Genomic DNA, 23,418 nt, shown 5'->3' with positions numbered 1-23,418 from the left:
CGTTGTCCCTTGTCAAAAAATACCAATATTGAGCATTCGCTCACGTCAGAGCTTTGCCGTCCATTGGCGATTGCTTGAGAGCATGCCGATGCCGTATCCAGCTATCCGTGTTTTTATTTGAAACTGAGCATTCAGTCCGATTGAGGGGCAGCCTATGAAACCAGCAACCACACCCATCCTGGAAATGCGCGGCATCTCCAAGACCTTCAGCGGTTTGCGGGTATTGAAAGAAGTCGACCTCACGGTCTACGCCGGCGAGGTGCATGCCCTGATGGGCGAGAACGGCGCCGGCAAGTCGACCTTGATGAAAGTCCTGTCCGGCGCCCATGCCGCGGATGCCGGCGGCGAAATCCGCATCGACGGCAAGGCGGTCGCCAATTACGGCCCGCGCGCGGCCAAGGAACTGGGCGTGGCGGTGATCTACCAGGAGCTGAGCCTGTGTCCGAACCTGAGCGTGGCGGAAAACATCTATCTTGGCCGCGAGCTGAAGCGCGGCTGGACGGTCGACCGCAAGGCGATGGAAGCTGGCTGCGTCGATGTGCTGACGCGCCTGGGCGCCGACTTCGGGCCGCAGACCAAGGTCAGCAGCCTGTCGATCGCCGAGCGTCAGCTGGTGGAGATTGCGCGCGCCATCCACGCCCATGCGCGCATCCTGGTGATGGATGAGCCTACCACGCCCTTGTCTTCGCGCGAGACCGACCGCTTGTTCGCCTTGATCCGCCAGCTGCGCCAGGAGGGGCTGGCGATCGTGTACATCAGCCATCGCATGGCCGAGATCTATGAACTGTCGGACCGCGTCTCGGTGCTGCGCGACGGCAAGCATGTCGGCATGCTGGAGCGCGCTGATCTTTCGGCCGAGGCGCTGGTGAAGATGATGGTCGGTCGCGATCTTTCCGGTTTCTACAAGAAGGAACATGCACCCTACGATCCTGGCAATGTGGTGATGCGGGTGCGCGACATGGCCGACGGCCGCCGCGTGCGCGGCTGCAGCTTTGATCTGCACGCAGGCGAGGTGCTGGGCATCGCCGGCCTGGTCGGCGCCGGCCGCACCGAGCTGGCGCGCCTGATCTTTGGCGCCGACCCGCGCATCTCCGGCACGCTGGAAGTGGCGGGCCAGGCGCTTGCCAGCCTGCGCAGCCCGACCGACGCCATCCGCGCCGGCGTGGTCTACCTGACTGAAGACCGCAAGGCGCAAGGCTTGTTCCTCGACATGAGCGTGCGCGACAACATCAATGTCTGCGCCTGCGTGCCGGATTCCCGCTACGGCGGCGTGCTGGACCGCGGCCGCGGCGGCCGCCGCTCGGCGGAAGCGATCAAGTCGCTCTCGATCCGGGTGGCGTCCGGCAATGTCAACGTCGGCGCGCTGTCGGGCGGCAACCAGCAGAAGGTGCTGCTGGCGCGCCTGCTGGAAATCAAGCCGCATGTGCTGATCCTGGATGAGCCTACGCGCGGCGTCGACATCGGTTCCAAATCGGAGATCTATCGCATCATCAATGAACTGGCCAAGGCCGGCGTCGGCGTGGTGGTGATTTCCAGCGAACTGCCGGAAATCGTCGGCACCTCGGACCGCGTGCTGGTGATGCGCGAAGGCGAACTGGTGGCGGAACTGGGCGGCCATTCGGGACGCGAAATCAGCCAGGAAAACATTATCGAACTGGCCACCGGCGCGCAGCAGGTAGAGCCGCAGGCGGCGTGATCGGCAGGCGCATAAGCGAAGGACGGCATTCATGAACCAGAACAGCAAGGAGACAAATATGATGCAAGCAAGCAGCAATATCACGGCCGAGACCATCGGCAAACGCGAGCAATTGCGCGGTGTGCTGCGCACGGTCGGCATGCTGCCGGTGCTGCTGTTGCTGGTGCTCGGTTTTGCCCTGATGAGCGAAAACTTCTTTACCATGCAGAACTTGTCGATCATTACCCAGCAAGCCTCGGTGAATATCGTGCTGGCCGCCGGCATGACTTTCGTGATCCTGACTGCCGGCATCGATCTCTCGGTAGGCGCAATCCTGGCGGCCTCGGCGGTGGTGGCGATGCTGGCTTCGCTGTCGCCGCAGTTCGGCATGCTGGGGATCGCCGCCGGCGTCGGCTTCGGCCTGCTGCTGGGCCTGGCCAACGGCGTCCTGATCGCCTTCATGCGGCTGCCGCCGTTCATCGTCACGCTCGGCGCCCTGACCGCCATGCGCGGCTTGGCGCGCCTGCTGGCGGACGACAAGACGGTGTTCAATCCGGACCTGCCGTTTGCCTTCATCGGCAACGATTCAGTGCTGGGCGTGCCCTGGCTGGTGATCATCGCGCTGGTGGTGGTGGCGCTGTCCTGGTTCATCCTGCGCCGCACCGTGATCGGCGTGCAGATCTATGCGGTCGGCGGCAACCATGAAGCGGCGCGGCTGTCCGGCATCAAGGTATGGAAGGTGCTGCTGTTCGTGTATGCGGTGTCCGGCTTGCTGGCCGGCCTCGGCGCCGTCATGACGGCTTCGCGCCTGTCTGCCGCCAACGGCTTGCAGCTGGGACAGTCTTACGAACTGGATGCGATTGCGGCGGTGATCCTCGGCGGCACCAGCTTTACCGGCGGCGTCGGTTCCATCGGCGGCACCCTGATCGGCGCCCTGATCATCGCCGTGCTGACCAACGGCCTGGTGCTGCTGGGCGTGTCCGATATCTGGCAATACATCATCAAGGGCATCGTGATCATCGGCGCGGTGGCGCTGGACCGCTACCGGCAGTCGGGCGCGCGCACTTAACTGATTTGACAGACCACCGGGGGCGGCAAGCTGGTCGCTGCCCCTGGATTTCCCTATGACCGGCAACAGGAGATCAAGCATGATGAAAAAATTCGCTTTAGCCGCAATACTGCCGTTGACGCTGGCGTTGACTGTCTCTGGCGTAGTGCAGGCGCGTGAACTGAAAGCGGTGGGCATCACCGTCGGTTCGCTCGGCAATCCGTATTTTGTGACGCTGGCCAATGGCGCCAAGGCCAAGGCGCAGCAGATCAACCCGAACGTCAAGGTCACCGCAGTGTCGGCCGACTACGACCTGAGCAAGCAGTTTACGCAAATCGACAACTTCATTTCAGCCGGCGTCGACCTGATCCTGCTCAACGCGACCGATCCGGTCGCCATCGAGCCAGCCATCAAGAAAGCACAGAAGGCCGGCATCGTGGTGGTAGCGGTGGACGTCGGCGCCAAGGGCGTCGATGCGACGGTGCAGACCGATAATGAACAGGCCGGCCGGCTGGCTTGCAAGTACCTGGTCGACAAGCTGGGCGGCAAGGGCAACGTGATCATCCAGAACGGGCCGCAGGTGACGGCAGTGACCGACCGCGTCAAAGGCTGCAAAGCCGTATTCGCCGCCGCCCCCGGCATCAAGATATTGTCCGACGACCAGGATGGCAAGGGCTCGCGCGAAGGCGGCCTGAACGCCATGCAGGGCTACCTGACGCGCTTCCCGAAAATCGACGGCCTGTTCACCATCAACGATCCGCAAGCGATCGGCAGCGATCTCGCCGCCAAGCAGCTCAAGCGTAGCGGCATCGTCATCACTTCGGTCGACGGCGCACCGGATATCGAAGCCGCGCTGAAGTCGGGCCCCTCGATCCAGGCCTCCGCCAGCCAGGACCCGTGGGCCCAGGCGCAGGATGCCGTGGCCATCGGCTACGACATCCTGAACGGCAAGCGTCCCGCCAAGCCGGTGGTTTTGCTGGCGCCGGTGCTGATTACTCATGATAATGTTGCTAGCTACAAAGGCTGGTCCAGCCCGCGTTGATGTAAAAAGGCGGTTGCCGCAGCAGGATTGCCGGCAGCCGCCGGTCTGAAGAGGGGGAGAATAATTGGCTACGATGGATGATGTCGCAAGAATCGCGAAGGTGTCGACTTCGACGGTTTCGCACGTCTTGAACGGCACGCGCAAGGTGCGGCCGGCGACGGTGCGCGCGGTGGAAGCGGCGATCCAGGCGCTGGGTTACATACCCAACACGCTGGCGCGCTCGCTGGCGCGCTCCACTTCGAACACCATCGGCGTCGCCATTTCGGCTCTCTCCAATCACTATTTCAGCGAAACCGTGCACGCCATCGAAACCGAATGCGCCAAGCACGGCATCATGATGCTGTATGTCGATACCCGCGACGATCCGGAACAGGAACTGCGCGCGGTCAAGGCGCTGCATCACCGGCGCGTGGACGGCATCCTGCTGGCGCCGTCCGCCGATCCGCAGCACCTGGCGCTGGAGTACCTGCGCGCCAACGATATTCCGGCGGTGCTGGTCGACCGCCTGATGGCGCAGGGATTCGACCAGGTCGGCGTGGAAAACAAGAAATCCTCGCAGCAGCTGGTCAGCCACCTGATCGAGCACGGTCATCGCCGCATCGCCCTGATCGCCGGCCGCGCCGGCCTGACCACCACCGACGAACGGATCGACGGCTACCGCGCCGCGCTGGCTGCCGCCGGCCTGCCGTTTGACGCAGCGTTGCTGGTCAATGGCGAATCCGCCAGCGAACCGGCGCGCAGCGCCACCCGCCATTTGCTGACGCTGGCGGAACCGCCGACCGCCATCATGGCCGCCAACAACCTGATGACCATCGGCGCCATGCACGCGCTGCGCGACGCCAGGGTCGATGTGCCGGAGCAGATCGCGCTGGTCGGTTTCGACGATTTCGACTGGGCCGATTTCTTCGTGCCGCGCCTGACCGTGATGGCGCAGCCGGTCAAGGAGCTGGGCATGCGCGCCGTCAAACTGCTGATGAAGCGCATCGAAGAGCCGGACGGCAAGAAGCAGACGGTGCGGCTGGCGCCGACGCTGCGGGTCCGCAATTCATGCGGCTGTCTTTGAACACTATTTAACCGGAAAGCAACATCTATGGGTAGTTCCATCTCACTCGGGATTGATCTCGGCACGTCGGAACTGAAAGCCGTGCTGCTGGACGAAGGCGGCACGGTGCTGGCGCATGCCGGCGCCAGGCTGAGCGTCTCGCGGCCGCAGGCCGGCTGGTCCGAACAGGATCCGGAAAGCTGGTGGCAAGCCTGCCTCTCGGCCTTGCAGCAATTGCGGCAATCTCAGCCTCAGGCCTATGCCCGGGTCTGCTGCATCGGCCTGTCCGGCCAGATGCATGGCGCGGTATTGCTGGACCAGGCGGACCGGGTGCTGCGCCCGGCCATCCTGTGGGACGATTCGCGCGCCATCGTGCAGGCGCAATGGCTGCAGCAGCGGCATCCTGAGTTTTCCGCGGTCACCGGCAGCCTGCCGATGGCTGGCCTGACAGCGCCCAAGCTGCTGTGGCTGCGGCAGCATGAGCCGCAGATTTTCAGCGAAATTTCCTGCGTCCTCTCCCCCAAGGATTACCTGCGACTGCGCCTCACCGGCGAACGCATCAGCGATGTCTCCGACGCCGCCGGCACGCTCTGGCTGGATGTGGAAAAACGCGACTGGTATGAACCGATGGTGCAGGCTTGCGGCTTGCAGCTGAAGCAGCTGCCGCGGCTGGTGGAAGGTTCCGCGCTCTCGGCCGGCCTCAGCGCCGCCGCGGCAGGGCAGCTTGGACTGCGCGAACAATTGCCGGTGGCCGGCGGTGGCGGCGACAATCCGGTATCCGCCGTCGGCATCGGCGCCATCGCCGCCGGCCATGGTTTCATCACGCTCGGCACCAGCGCCGCCATCGTCGCCATTACCGATCATGCCGCCGGCAACCCGGCCAGCGCGGTCCACAGTTTCTGCCATGCGCTGCCGCAGCGCTGGTACACCATGGGGGCGATGCTGGCCGGCGCCAGCTGTCTGCGCTGGGTTACTCAGCTGCTGGGACAGCCGAACGAACAAGCTTTGCTGCAACTGGTGCAGCACAGCTTGCCGCAAACGCAGCCGGTGGCCGCCGGCTTTCCCTTGTTCCTGCCGTATCTGGCGGGCGAGCGTACGCCGCATAACGATCCCTTGCTGCGCGGCGGCTTCATGAACCTGGGCTACGACAGCTCGCCGGCGATGCTCGGCTATGCGGTGCTGGAGGGCGTCGGCTTCGGCTTGCTGGATGCGCTGCATGCGGTGCAGTCGGCTGGAGCGGCGGTCGGCGCCTGTGCGCTGGTCGGCGGCGGCGCCCGCAGCAACTATTGGGCGCAATTGCTATCGAATATCCTCGACCGCGAAATCCATACCCTGGCGGGCAGCGAGCTGAGCGCTTGCATAGGCGCCGCCAAGCTGGGTTTCCTGGCGTCCGGGCGCGGCGCCGATTTGCTGCAAAACGGCATGCCGGTGAAAGAACGCTTCTTTCCAGCCGCCGCACAACAGCCGATGTTGCAAGGGCGCTATCAGAAATTCCGCGGACTGTTGGCAGCGGCGCAAGCCCTGCACGATTGATTTTTAAATATTTACAAGGAAAAGGCTTAGCCATGAATCAGCTGGAACAATTGAAGCAATACACGACGGTGGTCGCCGACACGGGCAATTTCAAGCAGCTGGCGCAATTCAAGCCGCGCGACGCCACCACCAATCCTTCGCTGATCCTGAAGGCAGTCCAGCAAGCCGACTATGCACCCTTGCTGGCCGAGACCGTCACGGCCCACGCCGACAGCAAGCTGGACCAGATCGTCGACCAGGTGCTGGTGCGCTTCGGCCTGGAAATCCTGAAAGTGGTGCCGGGCCGGGTCTCTACCGAAGTCGATGCCCGCCTCAGTTTCGACACCGTCGCCACGGTGGCGCGCGCGCGCCGCATCATGGCCCTGTATGAAGCGGCCGGCATCGGCCGCGAGCGCGTGCTGATCAAGATCGCCTCGACCTGGGAAGGGATCCAGGCGGCGCGCATCCTGGAGCTGGACGGCATCCGCTGCAACCTGACTCTGCTGTTTTCCTTCTGCCAGGCGGTGGCCTGCGGCGATGCCAAGGTGCGTCTGATTTCGCCGTTCGTCGGCCGCATCTACGACTGGTACAAGAAATCGGCCGGCGCTGCCTGGGACGAGTCGGCCAACACGCTCGCCAACGATCCCGGCGTCAAGTCGGTGGCGCAGATCTACAGCTACTACAAGCGTTTTTGCATAGAGACTGAAGTGATGGGCGCCAGCTTCCGCAACGTCGGCCAGATTGCGGCGCTGGCCGGCTGCGACCTGCTGACCATCAGCCCGGAACTGCTGGCGCAGCTGCAAGCCAGCGAAGCCGCCTTGCCGCGTGCGCTGGACAAGGATGGCGCTGCCGGCGCCGGTCTGCAGGCGGTCAGCTACAACGAAGCGGAATTCCGCTACGCCCTGAATGAGGATGCGATGGCGACGGAAAAACTGGCGGAGGGGATACGCGGCTTTGCGGCCGATGCAATCAAGCTCGATAAGATCATCGAGGGTTTGATCGCATCAGCACACAAGTAAGCACTCAAGTAAGCGCACAAGCAAATGAGGCGGCGGGCGCTCAGGCCGCCGCGTCGTCTTTCAATACCCGCTGGCGCCAGCGCCAGTTGAGCAGCCCGAGGGCCAGCACGGCGTGCAGCAGGGCGACGCCGAGCATGGTCCAGGCGCTGCCGAGATGCAGCGGCATGAAAAATATCGCCAGTCCCTTCAATCCCAGCACGCGCGCCAGGAACGGCAGCAAGCCGTTGATCACCGCCAGGTACAGGATGGTGGTGGCGCCGGCGCGTTTGCCTTTGTTGGAAAAGGCAAAGAACAGATAGACGCAGCTATCGCGCAGCAGCATCAGGGCCAGCGTCACGGCCAGCAAGGGGCTGTAGGCGAAGCTCGGCGGCAGCTCGAACGGCGGCGTCTGGCCGTTGCTGACCAGGAGCAGCAGGGCAAAGCAACAGGTCAACAGCAGCGTGCTGGGCCAGATCGGCAGGCTGCGCAGGAAGCCCTGCCAGTTGCCGGCTTCAATGCGGGCAACGATCCTTTGCCAGAGCGCGATATCGTTTTCTTCCGTGAACAAGGCGGCGTAAGTCATCGCCATGGCCAGCAGCAGGCCTATCCACAGCAGGCCGACGCCGTCGGCAAAGCCGGCCAGATAAGCGGCCAGCAGGCAGCAGCCGAGCGGCCAGGCCCAGGGCATGGTGCTGATCTGCAGCGCGCTGTTCATGCTGCGCCACGCAGCGAAGACGGCCAGGGCGGCCAGGAACACCATGCTGCCCAGTAGGAAGGGGCCGTAGGAAAAGGCCGTGCTCCACCACTGGATGGTGGTGTCGAGACGGGAGCGGAACGGAGGCGCGAACAAGACCGCGATCACTACCACTGCCCAGGCGATGCCGCCGCGCTGCACGGCGCGTATGTCGCTGCGCATCAGGTGCAGGTTGAGGGCGATGGTGGCGGCATGCATCAGGATGCCGAGCGCCACCAGCGTCAGGCCGGCGCTCAAGGTCATGCTGCGTTCGCCGGCAATTGCCGTGACTGCAAACGCGGCCAGGCAGATGATCCCGCCATACCAGTTGAAGGCGGTGGCGCCAAACAATTTACCCCAGGTCATGGTCCATGGATCGAGCGCGCTCATGCGCTGCTGGTCCCAGGTCTTGTCGCGGATCTCATCGATCACGGCATTGCTGGCGCTGCGCGTGCCCCACAGGCAGACGATGCCGGCGAACAGGATCAGCGCCACGCTGTCGAGCGCAAGGCCGCCGGGAAGATTGGCGGCGGCGATGCTGAGCGTGAAGAAAATCAGCCCGAGGATGGCCGGCATGGCGATCAGGCGGTGCAGGGAAAACTGCAGCCACAGGTTGCGTTTGAATTCAGGATTGATCACGATGCGCTCCCGGCTTTGCTTTGGTGATTGGTTTGTCCGTTTTGTTCGTTCTGTCCATTCTCGTAAGTCGCCACCGAGCGCAGATAGGATTGCTGCAGGTTTTCCTTTTGATCGGCCAGGCTGCAGACCGGCAGCCCGGCGCTGATCAGGCGCGCCAGCAGGGCGGCCTGGGCGTGCTCGTCGCCGCTGAAGTTGAACTCGGCGCTGCGTTCGTCGCTGGCGCTGACTTGCAGCGCCGGTTCGGCCGCCAGTTGCGCTTGCAAGCGGGGGTCTGGCTGCGCCAGCGTCAACCGCAGCGAGCGTTGCGGGGATTGTCCCAACCCCGGCTGGCTGCCGTTATGGAGCAGGGCGCGGTACTCCAGCACCCGCCCTTCGCGCAGCGCCAGCATGTGGGTGGAGTATTCGTCCAGCTCGGCCAGGATGTGCGAGGACACCAGCAGCGTCATGCCGTTGGCTTGCAGCTGACGGAACAGGCTGGCCAGGCTGGCGCGCGCTTCCGGGTCGAGGCCGGAGGCCGGCTCGTCCAGCAGCAGGATCTTCGGCCCGTGGATGATGGCCTGGCCGATGGCGACCCGCTGGCGCAGGCCGCGCGACAGTTTGTCGCAGGTCTGCTGCAGGCGGTCGCTCAGGCCCAGCTGGCGCGCAGTGGTCTGGATCGCCTGCGGAATGTCCGGCGCCGGCAAGCCCTGCGCCGCCGCCGCATATTCAAAGCACTGGGCCACGGTGAGCGCCTGGTACAAGCCGTAGAAGTCGGACAGGTAGCCCATGATCCGATGCACTTCGCGCGGCTGTTCCAGCACGTCCATGCCGGCCACGCTGATGGAACCGGCGAGCGGGGTTTCGAGGCCGGCGATGCAGCGCATCAGCGTGGTTTTGCCGGCGCCGTTGGAGCCGACCAGCGCGGTCACGCTGCCGGCTTCCACTTCCAGGCTGACCTGGTGCAGCGCGCGGTGGCCGGGATAGTCGAAGGTAAGACCAGAGATTTTTATCATGGAGTCGATCTTATCGAGATATAGAGACAGTGTGGACATGATAGCAATGTAAGTTGGCAATAATAAAGCAATCCGTGCTTAAAGCTGCAAATTGCGCCCGGCAACACGCTGTATCAATAGGCTGCCAGCTGTTACCAAATGATTCACCTGCCGCATCGGCATGGCAACTCCGGTTAAATACGCGTTTTGATCGAAGGAGACTGCAATGCACGGAAAGCCGCTGGCATCAACCTTGAAGCTTGCTTCACTGGCCGTCATGGCGAGCCTGAGCCTGGGGCTGGCGAGACCTGCGCTGGCGTCGCCGGTGATGGATTTTCGTACTGAGGATCTATTGTCGGTAGCCGACGGCCTGAAGGACGATCTGCACCTGAACCCGAACCAGCAAACCTTGTGGCGCCAGCTGGAAGGCAAGTCGCGCACCATCATCAGCGAACGCCAAAAGCGGCAGCAGCTGATCCAGGCGAACATGGCGAACGGCTTGAATAATCCGGCGCTCGACCTGCGTCAGCTGTCGGCCGCGATCGATGCGGAAGCGGCCTTGTCAGAGCAGGACGGGCGTCAGTTGCGCGAGCTGTGGCTGACCATGAACGATGCGCTCGACGACCAGCAGCGGCAGACCACGAAGGCGTTCCTGGCGGACCGGCTGCAACGTGTCGATGTGGCGTCCTGCGACCGCAGTTCGGTGGCGCCCAAGGATAAGTCGTCCGGCAAGGGACGCGGCAAGGGCATGGGCGGAGGAGGCATGGGCGGCGGTTTGTAATGTCATGTGAAATTATTGAACGTCAATTTTTGTAAGGATTTTTTCAGCCGGCGGCATTTAACAAAAATTTGCAAATCGCTATGCTTTGATGCGTCTCGCATCCGTATTTTTTCCTCTAGAATGTTTGCAGCCGCTCTGGCTGATGTCTATCAATGCATCGTCGATCTGATCGATGGCTTATCTAGTGGATGGTGGAATGCGGTTAAAACGGATTAGTGGTTTGCTGGTGCTGTGCGCGGTAATGGGATTGAGTGCTTGCAGTTCGGTATTGACAGAAGGCAGTTCTGCCGCGGCCGGCGTCGCCGGCACCGCGCTGGCGGGCAAGGTGACCAATAACGCCGCGATGGCGACCGGCATCGGTCTCGGTGTGCAGGCGGCGGCGCGCGCAGGCTTGCAATATGAGCAGCGCAAGATACACGGCGAAGAGCAGGACAGCATCGCCAAGGCCGCCGGCGAACTGGCGGTCGGCGCCGTCGCCAAATGGCAGATCAAGCACTCCCTGCCGATCGAAGACAATCTGCGTGGCCGCGTCACGGTCAGTCGCGTCATCAGTACGGAAGGAATGAGTTGCAAGGAAGTCGTGTTTTCCGTCGACGGCGTGGTGGACCAGATCAACAAGCCGGACAGCGAATTTTATGTGGCAACCATCTGCCGCGCCGGCCAGGGCTGGAAATGGGCTTCGGCCGAACCCGCGACCGAACGCTGGGGAGCGTTGCAGTGATGCCGCTGCTGCGTTCGCCGCGCGGCGCGATGGCCGGCGCGGCAGTGCTGCTGGCAGCGCTGGCGCTCAGCGGCTGCAACAGCATCGGCGGCTTTGCCGGCGCTGCCGCCGGCGTCGCCAGCGGCGCCGTCACTTCCAATCCCGCGGTCGGCTACGCCGTCGGCATCGGCGTCCAGGCAGCCACCGACGCCACCACCAAATACATTTTCCGCAACTGGCAAAAGGGCGAGCAGGACGAGATCGCTGCCGTCGTCGGCAACCTCGATGTCGGCCACGCCAGCCGCTGGGCGATCGTGCACCAGATCCCCTATGCCAACGAGCATGGCGAAGTGCGCGTGGTGCGCCTGATCGATACGCCGCTGGCCTTGTGCAAGGAAGTCATCATGTCGGTCGACAGCGGCGAAGGCGACCAGCTCAAGCGCGCCTGGTACACCGGCAGCGCCTGCCGCAGCAACGATATCTGGCGCTGGGCGGTGGCTGAGCCGGCGGTGGAGCGCTGGGGCAGCTTGCAATAAACTGGCGCGGCGGCGCTGCCTGGAAAGAATGAGCGCCGCCTGCATGACAGCTGGCGAACGGGCGGATCCGAAATCTGGATGCCGGCAAAGCCATGCGCTCATCCGCCCAGATACGCCTCCAGCACCTTCGGATTATCCAGCAGCCTGCTGCCGCTGTCGGCCAGCACGATCTTGCCGTTTTCCAGCACGTAGCCGTGCTGGGCAATCCGCAGCGCCTGGCGGACGTTCTGTTCCACCAGCAGTATCGTCAGTCCGGTGCGGTTGATTTCCTCGACGATGCGGAAGATTTCCTGCACCAGCAGCGGCGCCAGCCCCATCGACGGTTCGTCCAGCAGCAGCACGCGCGGCTTGGCCATCAGGGCGCGGGCGATGGCCAGCATCTGCTGCTCGCCGCCCGACAGGTTGCCGGCCAGGCCGTCCTTGCGCCGCTGCAGCACCGGGAACAGGGAATACACCCACTCCAGGTCCTGGGCGATATTTTCCTTGTCCTTGCGGGTGTAGGCGCCCAGCGCCAGGTTTTCGGCGATGCTGAGCGTGGTGAGCGTGGCGCGGCCTTCGGCGACCTGCACCACGCCGCTCTGGACGATCTTGTGCGGCGACAGCCTGGTCAGGTCTTGCTGCCCGAGCAGCACCTGCCCGCGCTGCGGCTTGAGCAATCCCGAAATGGCCAGCAGGGCGGTGCTCTTGCCGGCGCCGTTGGCGCCCACCAGCGCGGTGATCTCGCCTTCGTTGAGGACCAGGTCTATGCCCTTGACCGCTTCGATATGGCCGTAGGAAACCGCCAGGTCCCGCACTTGCAGGATCGGCGCAGGGTGGTTGTTTGCGGTAGCCGTCATTCGCTGTCTTCCTTGCCCAGGTAGGCTTCGATCACTTCCTGGTTGTTCTTGATTTCGTCGGGGCTGCCTTCGGCGATGATGCGGCCGAAGTTGAGCACGGCGATGCGGTCGCACAGGCCCATCACGAAGCGCATGTCGTGTTCGATCATGAAGATGCTGAAGCCACGCTGCTTGATGTTGAGGATTTCCGTCATCAGCTCGGTTTTTTCGGCGGGATTCATGCCGGCCACCGGTTCGTCCAGCAGCAGCAGTTTCGGCTTGGTCGCCAGCGCCCGGGCGAACTCCAGCTTGCGCTGCTCGCCGTAGGACAGGCTGTCGGCCAGCATCTGCGCCTTGTGGTCCAGGTGCAGCCAGGACAGCAGTTCCAGCGCCCGTTCGCGCGCCTGCGCTTCGATCTTGCGGTAGCCGCCGAGATTCAGCAGCACGCTGCCGAAGCTGTAGTCCATATGGTCGTGCATGCCGACCACGACGTTTTCCAGCAGCGTCATTTCCTTGAACACGCGGATGTTCTGGAAGGTGCGGGCGATGCCGCGCTCGGTGATCTTGTGCGGCGCGACCTTGCCGATATCCTGTCCATCGAATTCGATGGCGCCGCCGGAAGCGCGCAGCAAGCCGGTGATCAGGTTGAAGACGGTGGTCTTGCCGGCGCCGTTGGGGCCGATCAGGCCGAAGATGCCGCCTTGCGGCACGTTGAAATTGACGTCCTGCAGCACTTGCAGGCCGCCGAAGTTCTTGCTGATGTTCTTGAGTTGCAGCATCAATTGGATCCTCCAGCTTGCGGCTTGCGCTGAGAGAAAGTGTTAACCCAATTCCGGATCCGGCGCGGATCCCAGATGCCCTTCGGCAGGTACAGGATCACCAGCACCAGGATCAGGCCGTTGACTACCGAGCGATAGCTGTTGAAGTCGCGCAGCGCTTCCGGCAGCAGGGTCAGCAGCATGCCGCCCAGGGTCGGGCCGACCAGGCTGCCGGTGCCGCCGAACACCGCCATCGTCAGGATCTCGACGGCGTTTTCGAAAGCATAGTTGCCGGGCCCGATGGTGAAGGTATAGTGGGCATTCAGGCCGCCGGCGACGCCGGCGATGGCGGCGCCGATGACGAACGCCAGCAGCTTGTAGCCGGCGACATTGACGCCCATCAGGCGCGCCGCCACTTCGTCTTCCTTGATGGCTTCGAAGGCGCGGCCGATCTTGGAGCGGCGCATGCGCGCCAGGATGTACAGCGTCAGCGCCAGCAGCAGCACGATATGCCACCACTCGGTCTTCAAGGGGATGCCGTTGAGGCCGAGCGGGCCGCCGGTGATATCCATGTTGAGCACCACCACCCGCACCACTTCGCCGAAGCCGAGGGTGGCCATTGCCAGGTAGACGCCGGACAGGCGCAGGGTGGGGATGCCGATGAGCAGCGCCACCAGCGCCGGCAGCGCGCCGCCGACCGCCAGCGCGACCGGAAACGGCAAGCCGGTCTGCATGCTGATCAGCGATGCGGCATAGGCGCCGATGCCCATGAAGGCGGCATTGGCCAGCGACAGCAGGCCGCAGGAGAGAGTGACGTAGATCGACAGCGCCAGCATGGCGTTGACGCCGAGGCTGAAAATCACGGTGTTATAGGTCGACCAGAAGCCGTCCCACCAGTCCATGAAGCCGGCCGCGCCGATCGTTGTAAGCAGTTCGGTCATCTCAGGCCTTCCTTTCCAGCACTTTGCCGAACATGCCGGACGGCTTGACCAGCAAGATCAGGAACAGCAGGCCGAAGCCGACGGCGTCGCGGAAATCGCTGGAGATATAGGCCACGGTCAGCACTTCGGCGAAGCCGAGGAACAGGCCGGCGATCATGGCGCCGCGGATATCGCCCATGCCGCCCAGGATGATCACGGCGATGCCCTTGTGCAGCATCGGCTGCCCCATGAAAGGGGTGATGGCGTTGAACGACAGGCCGACCAGCACGCCGGCGGCGCCGCCCAGGGCGGCCGCGGCGAACGAGGTCAGGTAGAACAGGCCTTCGACATTGATGCCGAGCAGATAGGCCGCCTTCGGCGATTCGGCGATGGCGCGCAGCGCGCGGCCGAGCTGGGTGCGGCGCATCACCGCCAGCAGCACCAGCATCAGGAGGAAGGAAATCACAACGATGCCGATCTGCACCGCGGTGACGTGCAGGTTGCCCCAGTTGTAGCTTTCTTCCGGAATGGTGCCGACCGGGAAGCGCTTGTTTTCGGCGCCGAACAAGCCTTGCGCCAGGCTGGTCAGGATGGTGGCGACGCCGATGGTCGCGATCATCGGCGCCAGGTGCGGCGCGTTGCGCGCGCGCAGCGGCCTCAGCACCAGATAGTCGACTGCCAGGCCGAGCAGTCCGGAGGCCAGCATGGCGGCCAGCATCGCCAGCCATAGCGGCAATGCGAAATGTTCGACCAGCAGCAGGGCGGCGTAGCTGCCCAGCATGAAGATGGCGCCGTGCGAAAGATTGATCACGCCCAGCACGCCGAAGACCAGCGTGAAGCCCAGCGCAAACAGCGCATAGACGCTGCCCAGCGAGAGGGCGTTGATGAGTTGTTGTTCAAGCATGGAAGGTTTTTTCTTTAAATCAGGAGTAGGGTGGGCAGGTCTTTTTGCCCACGCGGTAACGGCCGGCGCGCGGGCTATTACAGCGTGGGCACGCGTGCCCACCCTACCAAATTACTTGAGCAAAATGAACTTGCCCCCCTTGGCAATATTCACAATCGCTTCCTGCTGCGCATCGTAGCCGACTTCCTTGCCGGTGACGGCCGGGGCTTTGCGGAAGGCGAACTTGCCGGTGGCGCCTTCGATCGTCACCGCAGGCAAGGCTTGCTGCAGGGCGATGCGGTCCTTGTCGATGGCGCCGCTCAGCTTGATCTTCTTCAGCGCATCGGCGACCACGTGCAGGGCGTCATAGGCTTGCGCCGCGAACTGATCCGGATCGCTGCCGAACTTGGCCTTGTAGGCGGCCATGAATGCCTTGTTGGCTGGCGTCAGGTTTTCGGACGACCATGGGCTGCCCATGATGGTGTCGTCGCCGGCGCCTTTGGCGATGTCGAACAGCTTCGGCGAATTCAGGCCATTGCCGCCGATGAAGGGCTGCTTCATGCCCAGCGCGCGGGTTTGCAGGATGATGTTGGCGGCTTCTTCGGTCAGGCAGGAGCAGACGATGGCATCCGGATTGGAAGCCTTGATCTTGGTCAGCTGCGCCTTGAAGTCGACGTCGCCCTTGGCGTAGGCTTCGGTGGTGGTGACCGGGATTTTCTGGTCGGCCAGGGTGCCCTTGAAGACGTCGTAGCCGCTCTTGGTGAAAGCGTCGTCGTTGCCGTAGATGATGGCGACTTTCTTGATGCCGAAATGCTTGACCGCGGCGCGCGTGGTGACCGGCAGGACGTCGGCTTCCATGACGGAGTTGCGGAAAGTGAACGGGCCCATGGCGGTGATGCCGTCGGCAGTGTTGCTGGTGCCGAAGGCGACGACCTTGGCGGCATTGGCGATCGGGTCGGCGGCGAAGGCGGAGTTGGACAGGGTCGGGCCGAACACCAGCAGCGCCTTGTCCTTGAAGATCAGTTTCTTGAAGACGTTGATGGCTTCTTCTTTCTTGCCCTGTTCGTCTTCGATGATCAGTTGCAGCTTGTTGCCGTTGACGCCGCCGGCAGCGTTGACTTCGTCGGCGGCCAGCGTAAAGCCGTTCTTGATGGCGACGCCGTATTTGGCGGCCGGGCCGGTCAGGGCCGCGGCCAGGCCGAGCTTGACGTCGGCGGCGTGGGCGGCGCTGCTCAGGCCGGCGGCCAGCATCAGAAACGGCAGCGTTTTCAATATGGTTTTGAATTGCATGTAGGTGTCCTCCAGTAGACCGTTCTTTTTAAGCGATACGTGAGGCACGGCGCAAGGACGCTGTGCAGCGCGTAATCGGCAGCGTTTTTATTTCGGCGCGCGCAAAGGCGCACCGAAGGTGAACAAAGTATAAGGGATTTTCGGTCGGAAATTCCCTGTGGACTGTAATGGCCGAATCGAGAGTGAAGGGCGCGTATCCGGCACGCAGGGCAAGGCGCACAGCGGAGCAATAGCGCGGCTATTGCGAGCATGCGCAACGCCGCCATGCGGGTCGGATACGTGACAGGCGCTCTTGATTCGACCGTTACAGTCCACTAACGCAGCGTGGGGCTTCAGCGTGTGTGAAACACCACGCTTACTACTCACGAGCCAGGTAAAAAATGGGTGTTTTACGCGGGGGATGCAGCGACTTTTGGTCGCTTATGGAGAGATATTGCGTGATTTTGGGCAATTATACCCGGCGTTGAAAATTTGTGTCGGCCAGACTCATGCCAAATCGGCATGACGGGAAGCATTGCGCCTCCCGCCATGCCGGCTTTCGCATCAGCCCAATTGCTGGCGCAAATGCTGGATCGCCAAACGCACCTGGCGCGGCGCGGTGCCGCCGATATGGTCGCGCGCGGCGACCGAGCCTTCCAGCGTCAGCACCTGGAAGATGTCGTCTTCGATCAAAGGCGAGAACGCGCGCAGCTGATCCAGCGACAGGTCGCTCAGGTCGCAGCCCTGGTCGACGCAGCTGCGCACCGCATGCGCCACGGCTTCGTGGGCGTCGCGGAAAGGCAGGCCTTTCTTGACCAGGTAGTCGGCCAGGTCGGTGGCGGTGGCGTAGCCTTGCAGGGCGGCGGCGCGCATCGCTTCCGGCTTGACCGTGATGCCGCGCGCCATGTCGGCGAAGATGCGCAGGGTATCGGTGATCGTGTCGACGGTGTCGAACAGCGGTTCCTTGTCTTCCTGGTTGTCCTTGTTGTAGGCCAGCGGCTGGCCTTTCATCAGGGTCAGCAGGGCAATCAGATGGCCGTTGACGCGGCCGGTCTTGCCGCGCGCCAGTTCCGGCACGTCGGGATTTTTCTTTTGCGGCATGATCGAGGAGCCGGTGCAGAAGCGGTCGGCGATGTCGATGAAGCCGATGCGCGGACTCATCCAGATCACCAATTCTTCCGACATGCGCGAGACGTGGGTCATCACCAGCGCCGCGCTAGCGCAGAATTCGATGGCGAAATCACGGTCCGAGACGGCATCCAGCGAATTGCGGCAGACGTCGTCGAAACCGAGCGTTTTCGCGACGCGCTCGCGATCGATAGGGAAGGTGGTGCCGGCCAGCGCGGCGGCGCCCAGCGGCAGGCGGTTGACGCGTTTGCGGCAGTCCTGCATGCGCTCGGCGTCGCGGCCGAACATTTCGACATAGGCCAATACGTGATGGCCGAACGTGATCGGCTGCGCCACCTGCATGTGGGTAAAGCCGGGCAGGATGGTGTCGGCGTGCTGTTCCGCCAGGTCCAGCAAGGCCAGGCGCAGCTCGCGCAGCAGGCCGCTGATATCGTCGATGGCGCCGCGCAGGTAGAGGCGGATGTCGGTGGCCACCTGGTCGTTGCGCGAACGGCCGGTGTGCAGGCGCTTGCCGGCGTCGCCGACCAGTTCGGTCAGGCGCTTTTCGATGTTGAGGTGGACGTCTTCCAGGTCCAGCAGCCATTCAAACTTGCCGCCGGCGATTTCGCCCTGGATCTGGGCCATGCCCTTCTGGATCGCGGCGTAGTCGTCGGCGCTGATGATTTTTTGATATGCCAGCATCTCGGCATGCGCCAGCGAGCCCTGGATATCGACCTCGGCCAGGCGCTTGTCGAAAAATACCGACGCCGTGTAACGTTTGACCAGGTCAGAGACCGGTTCGGAGAAACGAGCCGACCAAGCTTCGCCTTTTTTGGAGAGTTGTGCTGTCATAATTGAGGTTTGAATCGCGCGTGAGAGTAAGAAGTGAAGTAAGCAATGAGCAGGCAAGGAATTATGCGATTATAAATCACTGCCCCCGAAAACCGGCTGTGCCTGCTTGATGCAGGCATTTTACCCTGCGCGATATGCCTTCGATATGCCTTATAACCAAGTCATGATTGTTTTTATGTCAACCAATGCCAGCGTCCATGCTTTCTGATCAGGCTGTCGATAGTTCGCCGGCGCTGCAACCCGGCGCAGTGGTGATTCCCGACGGCTGCAACCTGGGCGTGGTGTTCCGCGCGCTGATCGCGGTGAACCTGGCCGTCATGGCGGCGATCCTGCTGCGCAGCGACGGGCTGATTGCAGCGATCAACAGTTTTGTCGAATCGGCGATGCTGGTCGAGCCGGCCTGTTTCCTGTCGTTGTCGGTATTGTGCGGCTTGCATCGGATTGCCCGCCACTTTTCTTTTGTGATGCAGCGGATCTTGTGCGCGCTGGCGCCGGCGCTGGTGACGATGGCGGTGATCTGGCTGCTGTCGGGTTTCGACTGGTTCCTGAACGGTTTTTCCCATCTCAACGCCGCCGGCGGCGTCTTGCGCGCGGCGCTGGTGGCGGCCTTGTTCGGCATCGGCCTGCAGCATTATTTCGAATTGCGCGCGCGCGCTTTTTCGCCGGTGCTGGTGGAGGCGCGCCTGCAGGCCTTGCAGGCGCGGATTCGGCCGCATTTCCTGTTCAACAGCCTCAACGCGGTGTTGTCGCTGATCCGCAGCGAGCCGCGCCGGGCCGAGGCGGCGCTGGAAGACCTGGCCGACCTGATCCGCGTGCTGATGCGCGACGGCCGCGCCATGACCACGCTGGAAAAGGAAATCCGCCTGTGCCGCCAATATCTGTCGATAGAAAAAATACGCCTGGGCGATCGTTTGCGGGTGCAATGGGAGCGCGAGGGCATCAGCGATGAGGTGGTGTACCGGGCGCAGATCCCGACCCTGCTGTTGCAGCCGCTGATAGAAAATGCGGTGCACTACGGCGTCGAGCCGAGCACCGAACCGGCCCTGATCCACATCAAGCTCAGCCATTCGCTGGAGCGGATCGAGATCGTCATCACCAATCCCTACAATCCGTATAGCGGCAAGGGCGTCGCCGCGCTGCCGGAGGGCAACCAGATGGCGCTGGAAAATATCCGCGAGCGGCTGGCGTTGCTGTACGACGTCGAAGCGCAGCTGACCACCAGCACCACGCTGGGGCAGTTCCAGGTGCGCGCCAGCTTCCCCTATGTCAAGGCAGCGCTGGCGAAGCCGCCGGCCAGCAAGTAGAATCTGATCCGCCGACCATTCCTTAGCCATTCCGCCGAACCCATCCACATGATTCCTCGCATTTTCATTGTCGACGACGAAGCGCCTGCGCGCGCCAGGCTGAGCACGCTGCTGTCGGATATCGTCGCCGACTGTCCGCATTACCTGGTGGGCGAAGCCGCCCATGCGCAAGCCGCATTGGAAGGGATTGCCGCCACCGCGCCGGATCTGGTGCTGCTGGACGTGCAGATGCCCGGCATGAGCGGCCTGCAGCTGGCCGAGCAGCTGGCGAGCAACGCGGATGCGGCCAAGGCCGAGGCGCCCCTGATCATCTTCGTGACCGCCTATGACGATTACGCCTTGAATGCATTCGAGGTGCAAGCCTTCGACTATCTGGTCAAGCCGGTGCGCGCTGCACGGCTGGCGCAGGCCATCGCGCGCGCCAGTCGCCTGCGCCAGCCGCCGCCAGCCGCAGCGAGCGGCGCAGAAGCAGCAGCGGCATCGCCGCGCCAGCATTTCGCGGTGCAGGAGCGCGGCCGCATGTCGCTGGTGCCGATGGGCGAGGTGCTGTATCTGAAGGCGGAGCTGAAGTACGTCACGCTGCGCACCAAGAGCAAGGAATACCTGATCGAAGATTCGCTGGTGTCGATCGAAGAAGAACTGGCGGCGCACTTTGTGCGGGTGCATCGCAACGCGCTGGTGGCGCGCAACGCCATCATCGGCGTCGAACGCGGCATCTGCATTGCGGAAGGCGAAGGCGATGCCGACAAGCCGCAGGAAGTCTGGCAAGTCATCCTGCGCGGCATCGATCACCGCCTGCCGATTTCGCGGCGGCAGTGGGCGGTGATCAAGGCGCTGGTGCGCTGAATCCGGCGGCCGCTACACCAGCAAATTCAAGGCATGCGGATTGCCCGCGCCATATTGCGGAAACAGTTTCTGCATGGCCGGATCGCCGATACGCATGTGTTTTTCCGCCAGCGTCGCCAGCACGGCGCGGAAGTCGGTGGCGACGGCCAGGTCGCGTCCCTCATTCAAGGACTTGTCATCGATGCCGGGCCAGTGGCCGTGGATGGTGCGGCCGCGCACATTGCCGCCCAGCAGCCACATGGCGTTGCCATGGCCGTGATCGGTGCCGCCATTGCCGTTCTCGCGGAAGGTGCGGCCGAATTCCGACATCACCACAATCACCGTATCGTTGAAAGCCGGTCCCAGCTCGTTCGCCAGCGTCGCCAGGCCGTCGGCCAGCGGCCGCAGCCGTCCGGCCAGCTGGCCGCTGCCGTTGCCCTGGTTGGTGTGGGTATCCCAGCCGCCGACGGCGACGAAGCCGAGGCGGATCTCGGGATTGCCGCGCATCAGGCGGCCCAGGCGCGCGGTGTCGATTGACAGGCCGTTCGGCAGCGGCGCGCCGTTGTTCGCCATCTTCTGTTCCGAGCTGCTGGCGTCGGCCAGCAATTCCTTGCGCGCCGAGATGCCGTCGCGGTAGGACTTGCCAAGCGCCGCATCTTGCGCATACAGGGCGGCGTAAGCCTGGCTCACTTCCGGCTTGTCGATCAGGGTGGGGCGGGTGGCGTCGCGCCCGGTCGGCATGTTGGCCACCACGGCGCGCCCGGTCAGGATGCGCGGCACCGATTCGCCCAGGGTCAGCGCCTGCATCGGCGACGGCGACTGCGGCATAAGGCCAGGTATCAGCGCCAGCATCCGGTTCATCCAGCCGTCGCGGGTATTGTGTTCGCCCGGGGTGCCGGTTTCCATGTAGTCCTGCGCTTCAAAGTGCGAGCGCGACATGTCGGGCGAGCCGGAAGCGTGGATGAAAGCCAGCCGGCCATCTTCCCAGTAGGGCAGCAGCGGCTGCAGCGCCGGATGCAGGCCGAAGTAGCCGGTCAGATCGATGGCGCCGTTTTGCGTGCCCGGGCGCGATACCGCGATGGTCGGCCGCGCCTTGTAGTAATTGTGATCGCCATGCGGCACCACCACGTTCAAGCCGTCCACGGCGCCGCGCAGGAACACCACCACCATGCGCGGCGTGCCGTCGCCAGGCGTGTGCGGCCGCTGCAACGGATTGCCGTACGAAAGCGGGCTGTCAGCTGTTGTCGCAATGCTGACGGGCGGCGTCGGTTTGGCCTTGGCCAGCGGCTTGCTGGGCGGCGCCACCACGCAGCCGGACAGGCCTACCGGGATCAGGATGGCGCCGCTGCCGGCGAGGCCGAGTTGGCGGATGAAATCGCGACGGTTCATGGCTTGCTCCTGACTTTATCTTTTCATGAAATCCGGTCCGCCGAGTATCAGGCCGACCTGCAGATTGGGCGTCGCGGCAGTAATCGCGGCGAGGCTGTGCGGTTCCAGCGCCGGCGCCAGCGTCTGCATCAGCTGTTGCGGGTCAACCGGCATCGCGGCGTAGGTAATCGGCGCTGGAGTCGGTGAAGCCGCTGGCGCGCCAGGCACCGGCGGCGGCGTTTCGGCGCGGGCGATCGGCGATTTGCCGTTGCTCAGGCCGTTGACGAAATTGATCCGGCGCAGCAGGGCATCCGGATTGAGCCAGGCTTCCTCGGAGAATTTATAGCCTTCCGGCGTCAGCCAGCCGTACAGCGGCTGCCCGAGCTGATTCAGCACGCCGTCGATCGGCTTGACGTTCAGCACCGGCGTCGCGGTTGCGCGCAGCGACGACACCACATATTGATACGGCGTCTTGAACTGGGTCTGGTAATTGCTGCGGGCCCAGAATTCCTGACTGTCGAACAGCGTGCGCAGCACGGCCTTGATGTCGCCGTTGGTCGCCAGGAAGCGGCGCGCCAGCTTCTCGGTCAGGGCCGGTTCCGGCTTGTCGGAGACGAAATACTGCACCAGCTTGGCGGCGACGAAATGGGCGGTGGCGGGATGGCGCGCCAGGATATCGAGCGCCTGTTCGCCTTCCTGTTCGCCGCTGCCCTTGATGGTCTGGCCGAGGAAGATCTTGTCGCCGAAATCGTGGCGCTTGGGATTGAAGGCAAATCCGGGCTGGCCGTCCTTCATGGCTTTTTCATCGATGGTCCAGCCGGTCAGGATGCGCGCCAGCGCGATCACGTCGGCCTGGGTGTAGCCGCTGTCGACGCCCATGGTGTGCAGCTCCAGCAACTCGCGGCCGTAGTTTTCGTTGAGCCCCTTGAAGCGGCCCTTGGCTTCCGGCGTGTTGACGCCGCTGCTGAGCCAGTTGTCGAGGTAATACAGCATCGCCGGATGGTGGGCGACGCTGCCCAGCAGCTGACGGAAGTTGCCCAGCGCATTCGGCCGCAGCACGTCTTTCTCATACTCGCCGTTCCAGTAGCGCACCCAGTCCTTGCCTTCGAACACATTGAAATGGTTGAACCAGAATTCGGTCATCACTTCCTGCAGCTGGCGCGGGCTTTCAGTGGCCAGCCACAAGCGCGCAAAATGGGCTTGCGGCGTGATGTCCTTGTTGGCGCGTTGGCGCGCCATGTTCTTTTCTTCGGGAGTGGCGCTGTTGGGCGGGAAGGAGGGCGGGCCGTATTGCTGGTAAAGCTGGGTGGTGCTGAGTTGGTAAGTCGATAAGCCTGCCAGTTTTCCCGATAATTCTTCTGGCAGCGGCAGGCTGTCGGGCCGCAGCTGCTGGTCGATGTAGCGCTTGACGCCCATGTGCTTGACGGCGTCGACGTCGCCTGGGCGTGGTCCGTAGGCTAGCCGGTTCAGCACATGCAGCGCTTTTTCCGAATCGTTCAGCGGCGCCTGCGCGGTTTGCGCCTGCGCTGTGCTGAAGCTGCCCAGCAGCAGCGCCATGGACAGCAATCCGGGTAGTCTTGTGATCGAGGTCATGTCCAGCCTTTTGCAGGTTTGCTTACATCGTTGGTTAACGGCCGCCG

Annotated in this window: 20 protein-coding genes and 1 pseudogene; 11 read left to right on the top strand and 10 right to left on the bottom strand. The window is 63.4% G+C overall.

Annotated elements, in window-relative coordinates; translation table 11 throughout:
* The first annotated feature begins 154 nt into the window (after window positions 1–154).
* The 6 genes and pseudogenes from AC07V8_RS03370 to tal all read left to right on the top strand — a co-directional run bounded on the left by AC07V8_RS03370 (window position 155) and on the right by tal (window position 7,338).
* A complete protein-coding gene (locus tag AC07V8_RS03370) occupies window positions 155–1,696 on the top strand; it encodes a sugar ABC transporter ATP-binding protein (RefSeq protein WP_494677271.1) in 1,542 nt (513 codons plus the stop codon).
* A 127-nt stretch (window positions 1,697–1,823) separates the two neighbouring features.
* A pseudogene (locus AC07V8_RS03365) lies at window positions 1,824–2,744 on the top strand (ABC transporter permease subunit); the annotation flags it as partial.
* 79 nt (window positions 2,745–2,823) lie between these two features.
* Window positions 2,824–3,765 carry an ABC transporter substrate-binding protein gene (locus AC07V8_RS03360; protein ID WP_494677270.1) on the top strand — a complete coding sequence of 314 codons (942 nt, stop codon included), beginning with the start codon at window positions 2,824–2,826 and terminating at the stop codon, window positions 3,763–3,765.
* A 73-nt stretch (window positions 3,766–3,838) separates the two neighbouring features.
* Window positions 3,839–4,828: a LacI family DNA-binding transcriptional regulator gene (locus AC07V8_RS03355; RefSeq protein WP_494677754.1), complete on the top strand. Its 990-nt coding sequence runs from the start codon at window positions 3,839–3,841 to the stop codon at window positions 4,826–4,828.
* Window positions 4,829–4,867: 39 nt separating this feature from the next.
* The gene (gene xylB / locus AC07V8_RS03350; RefSeq protein WP_494677753.1) at window positions 4,868–6,340 is read left to right on the top strand and encodes a xylulokinase; all 1,473 of its coding nucleotides are present in this window, start codon (window positions 4,868–4,870) and stop codon (window positions 6,338–6,340) included.
* A 32-nt stretch (window positions 6,341–6,372) separates the two neighbouring features.
* Window positions 6,373–7,338, top strand: coding sequence for a transaldolase (gene tal, locus AC07V8_RS03345; RefSeq protein WP_494677269.1), 966 nt, complete (start codon window positions 6,373–6,375; stop codon window positions 7,336–7,338).
* 40 nt (window positions 7,339–7,378) lie between these two features.
* Here tal and AC07V8_RS03340 read toward each other — a convergent pair whose 3' ends face one another.
* Both AC07V8_RS03340 and AC07V8_RS03335 read right to left on the bottom strand, forming a co-directional pair.
* Window positions 7,379–8,689 (bottom strand): hypothetical protein, encoded by a 1,311-nt coding sequence (locus AC07V8_RS03340; protein ID WP_494677268.1) that lies wholly within the window; start codon window positions 8,687–8,689, stop codon window positions 7,379–7,381.
* Window positions 8,686–9,681 carry an ABC transporter ATP-binding protein gene (locus tag AC07V8_RS03335; protein ID WP_494677267.1) on the bottom strand — a complete coding sequence of 332 codons (996 nt, stop codon included), beginning with the start codon at window positions 9,679–9,681 and terminating at the stop codon, window positions 8,686–8,688. Before AC07V8_RS03335 ends, AC07V8_RS03340 begins: the two co-directional genes overlap by 4 nt.
* Before the next feature lie 205 nt (window positions 9,682–9,886).
* On the opposite strand from AC07V8_RS03335, the gene AC07V8_RS03330 reads away from it, so the two are divergent.
* From AC07V8_RS03330 to AC07V8_RS03320, 3 genes are all read left to right on the top strand, one after another.
* Entirely contained in the window at window positions 9,887–10,441 is a 555-nt protein-coding gene (locus AC07V8_RS03330; protein ID WP_494677266.1) for a hypothetical protein, read from the top strand.
* A 196-nt stretch (window positions 10,442–10,637) separates the two neighbouring features.
* Window positions 10,638–11,162, top strand: coding sequence for a hypothetical protein (locus tag AC07V8_RS03325; RefSeq protein WP_494677265.1), 525 nt, complete (start codon window positions 10,638–10,640; stop codon window positions 11,160–11,162).
* The gene (locus tag AC07V8_RS03320) at window positions 11,162–11,677 is read left to right on the top strand and encodes a hypothetical protein (RefSeq protein ID WP_494677752.1); all 516 of its coding nucleotides are present in this window, start codon (window positions 11,162–11,164) and stop codon (window positions 11,675–11,677) included. Before AC07V8_RS03325 ends, AC07V8_RS03320 begins: the two co-directional genes overlap by 1 nt.
* Before the next feature lie 98 nt (window positions 11,678–11,775).
* Here AC07V8_RS03320 and AC07V8_RS03315 read toward each other — a convergent pair whose 3' ends face one another.
* The 6 genes from AC07V8_RS03315 to argH form a co-directional block, all read right to left on the bottom strand.
* The gene (locus AC07V8_RS03315) at window positions 11,776–12,513 is read right to left on the bottom strand and encodes an ABC transporter ATP-binding protein (RefSeq protein ID WP_494677264.1); all 738 of its coding nucleotides are present in this window, start codon (window positions 12,511–12,513) and stop codon (window positions 11,776–11,778) included.
* Complete coding sequence (locus AC07V8_RS03310; protein ID WP_494677263.1) at window positions 12,510–13,271, bottom strand: ABC transporter ATP-binding protein; 762 nt, start codon at window positions 13,269–13,271, stop codon at window positions 12,510–12,512. Before AC07V8_RS03310 ends, AC07V8_RS03315 begins: the two co-directional genes overlap by 4 nt.
* Window positions 13,271–14,152, bottom strand: a complete 882-nt coding sequence (locus tag AC07V8_RS03305; protein ID WP_494677751.1) for a branched-chain amino acid ABC transporter permease — start codon at window positions 14,150–14,152, stop codon at window positions 13,271–13,273. The genes AC07V8_RS03310 and AC07V8_RS03305 overlap by 1 nt, the downstream gene beginning before the upstream one ends.
* A gap of 40 nt (window positions 14,153–14,192) precedes the next feature.
* Window positions 14,193–15,074, bottom strand: coding sequence for a branched-chain amino acid ABC transporter permease (locus AC07V8_RS03300; RefSeq protein ID WP_494677262.1), 882 nt, complete (start codon window positions 15,072–15,074; stop codon window positions 14,193–14,195).
* A 111-nt stretch (window positions 15,075–15,185) separates the two neighbouring features.
* A complete protein-coding gene (locus AC07V8_RS03295) occupies window positions 15,186–16,343 on the bottom strand; it encodes an ABC transporter substrate-binding protein (RefSeq protein WP_211442088.1) in 1,158 nt (385 codons plus the stop codon).
* Between the two features lie 543 nt (window positions 16,344–16,886).
* On the bottom strand, window positions 16,887–18,281 hold the full coding sequence (gene argH / locus AC07V8_RS03290) for an argininosuccinate lyase (protein WP_494677261.1): 1,395 nt from the start codon (window positions 18,279–18,281) through the stop codon (window positions 16,887–16,889).
* Between the two features lie 197 nt (window positions 18,282–18,478).
* Here argH and AC07V8_RS03285 point away from each other — a divergent pair, with 197 nt between their 5' ends.
* Together AC07V8_RS03285 and AC07V8_RS03280 are read left to right on the top strand one after the other, a co-directional pair.
* Window positions 18,479–19,585 (top strand): sensor histidine kinase, encoded by a 1,107-nt coding sequence (locus AC07V8_RS03285; RefSeq protein ID WP_494677260.1) that lies wholly within the window; start codon window positions 18,479–18,481, stop codon window positions 19,583–19,585.
* 48 nt (window positions 19,586–19,633) lie between these two features.
* Complete coding sequence (locus AC07V8_RS03280; protein WP_494677259.1) at window positions 19,634–20,431, top strand: LytR/AlgR family response regulator transcription factor; 798 nt, start codon at window positions 19,634–19,636, stop codon at window positions 20,429–20,431.
* Window positions 20,432–20,443: 12 nt separating this feature from the next.
* Here AC07V8_RS03280 and AC07V8_RS03275 read toward each other — a convergent pair whose 3' ends face one another.
* Together AC07V8_RS03275 and AC07V8_RS03270 are read right to left on the bottom strand one after the other, a co-directional pair.
* The gene (locus AC07V8_RS03275; protein WP_494677258.1) at window positions 20,444–21,799 is read right to left on the bottom strand and encodes a DUF1501 domain-containing protein; all 1,356 of its coding nucleotides are present in this window, start codon (window positions 21,797–21,799) and stop codon (window positions 20,444–20,446) included.
* A 15-nt stretch (window positions 21,800–21,814) separates the two neighbouring features.
* On the bottom strand, window positions 21,815–23,371 hold the full coding sequence (locus tag AC07V8_RS03270) for a DUF1800 domain-containing protein (RefSeq protein WP_494677257.1): 1,557 nt from the start codon (window positions 23,369–23,371) through the stop codon (window positions 21,815–21,817).
* Between the last annotated feature and the right edge of the window lie 47 nt (window positions 23,372–23,418).

The sequence above is a fragment of the Collimonas sp. GW821-FHT02H07 genome (assembly GCF_059421505.1).
Note: the sequence above shows the minus strand (reverse complement) of the source record. Positions and strands in the feature narration are given on the sequence as shown.

Bases quoted from the DNA above. Each gene is read 5' to 3' on its own strand.
- tal (WP_494677269.1), top strand. From the start codon at position 6,373: ATGAATCAGCTGGAACAATTGAAGCAATACACGACGGTGGTCGCCGAC.
- AC07V8_RS03320 (WP_494677752.1), top strand. From the start codon at position 11,162: ATGCCGCTGCTGCGTTCGCCGCGCGGCGCGATGGCCGGCGCGGCAGTG.
- AC07V8_RS03295 (WP_211442088.1), bottom strand. From the start codon at position 16,343: ATGCAATTCAAAACCATATTGAAAACGCTGCCGTTTCTGATGCTGGCC.
- AC07V8_RS03280 (WP_494677259.1), top strand. From the start codon at position 19,634: ATGATTCCTCGCATTTTCATTGTCGACGACGAAGCGCCTGCGCGCGCC.
- AC07V8_RS03300 (WP_494677262.1), bottom strand. From the start codon at position 15,074: ATGCTTGAACAACAACTCATCAACGCCCTCTCGCTGGGCAGCGTCTAT.
- AC07V8_RS03310 (WP_494677263.1), bottom strand. From the start codon at position 13,271: ATGCTGCAACTCAAGAACATCAGCAAGAACTTCGGCGGCCTGCAAGTG.
- AC07V8_RS03335 (WP_494677267.1), bottom strand. From the start codon at position 9,681: ATGATAAAAATCTCTGGTCTTACCTTCGACTATCCCGGCCACCGCGCG.
- AC07V8_RS03325 (WP_494677265.1), top strand. From the start codon at position 10,638: ATGCGGTTAAAACGGATTAGTGGTTTGCTGGTGCTGTGCGCGGTAATG.
- AC07V8_RS03305 (WP_494677751.1), bottom strand. From the start codon at position 14,152: ATGGACTGGTGGGACGGCTTCTGGTCGACCTATAACACCGTGATTTTC.
- AC07V8_RS03285 (WP_494677260.1), top strand. From the start codon at position 18,479: ATGCTTTCTGATCAGGCTGTCGATAGTTCGCCGGCGCTGCAACCCGGC.
- AC07V8_RS03330 (WP_494677266.1), top strand. From the start codon at position 9,887: ATGCACGGAAAGCCGCTGGCATCAACCTTGAAGCTTGCTTCACTGGCC.
- argH (WP_494677261.1), bottom strand. From the start codon at position 18,281: ATGACAGCACAACTCTCCAAAAAAGGCGAAGCTTGGTCGGCTCGTTTC.
- AC07V8_RS03275 (WP_494677258.1), bottom strand. From the start codon at position 21,799: ATGAACCGTCGCGATTTCATCCGCCAACTCGGCCTCGCCGGCAGCGGC.
- AC07V8_RS03370 (WP_494677271.1), top strand. From the start codon at position 155: ATGAAACCAGCAACCACACCCATCCTGGAAATGCGCGGCATCTCCAAG.
- AC07V8_RS03315 (WP_494677264.1), bottom strand. From the start codon at position 12,513: ATGACGGCTACCGCAAACAACCACCCTGCGCCGATCCTGCAAGTGCGG.
- AC07V8_RS03270 (WP_494677257.1), bottom strand. From the start codon at position 23,371: ATGACCTCGATCACAAGACTACCCGGATTGCTGTCCATGGCGCTGCTG.
- AC07V8_RS03355 (WP_494677754.1), top strand. From the start codon at position 3,839: ATGGATGATGTCGCAAGAATCGCGAAGGTGTCGACTTCGACGGTTTCG.
- AC07V8_RS03360 (WP_494677270.1), top strand. From the start codon at position 2,824: ATGATGAAAAAATTCGCTTTAGCCGCAATACTGCCGTTGACGCTGGCG.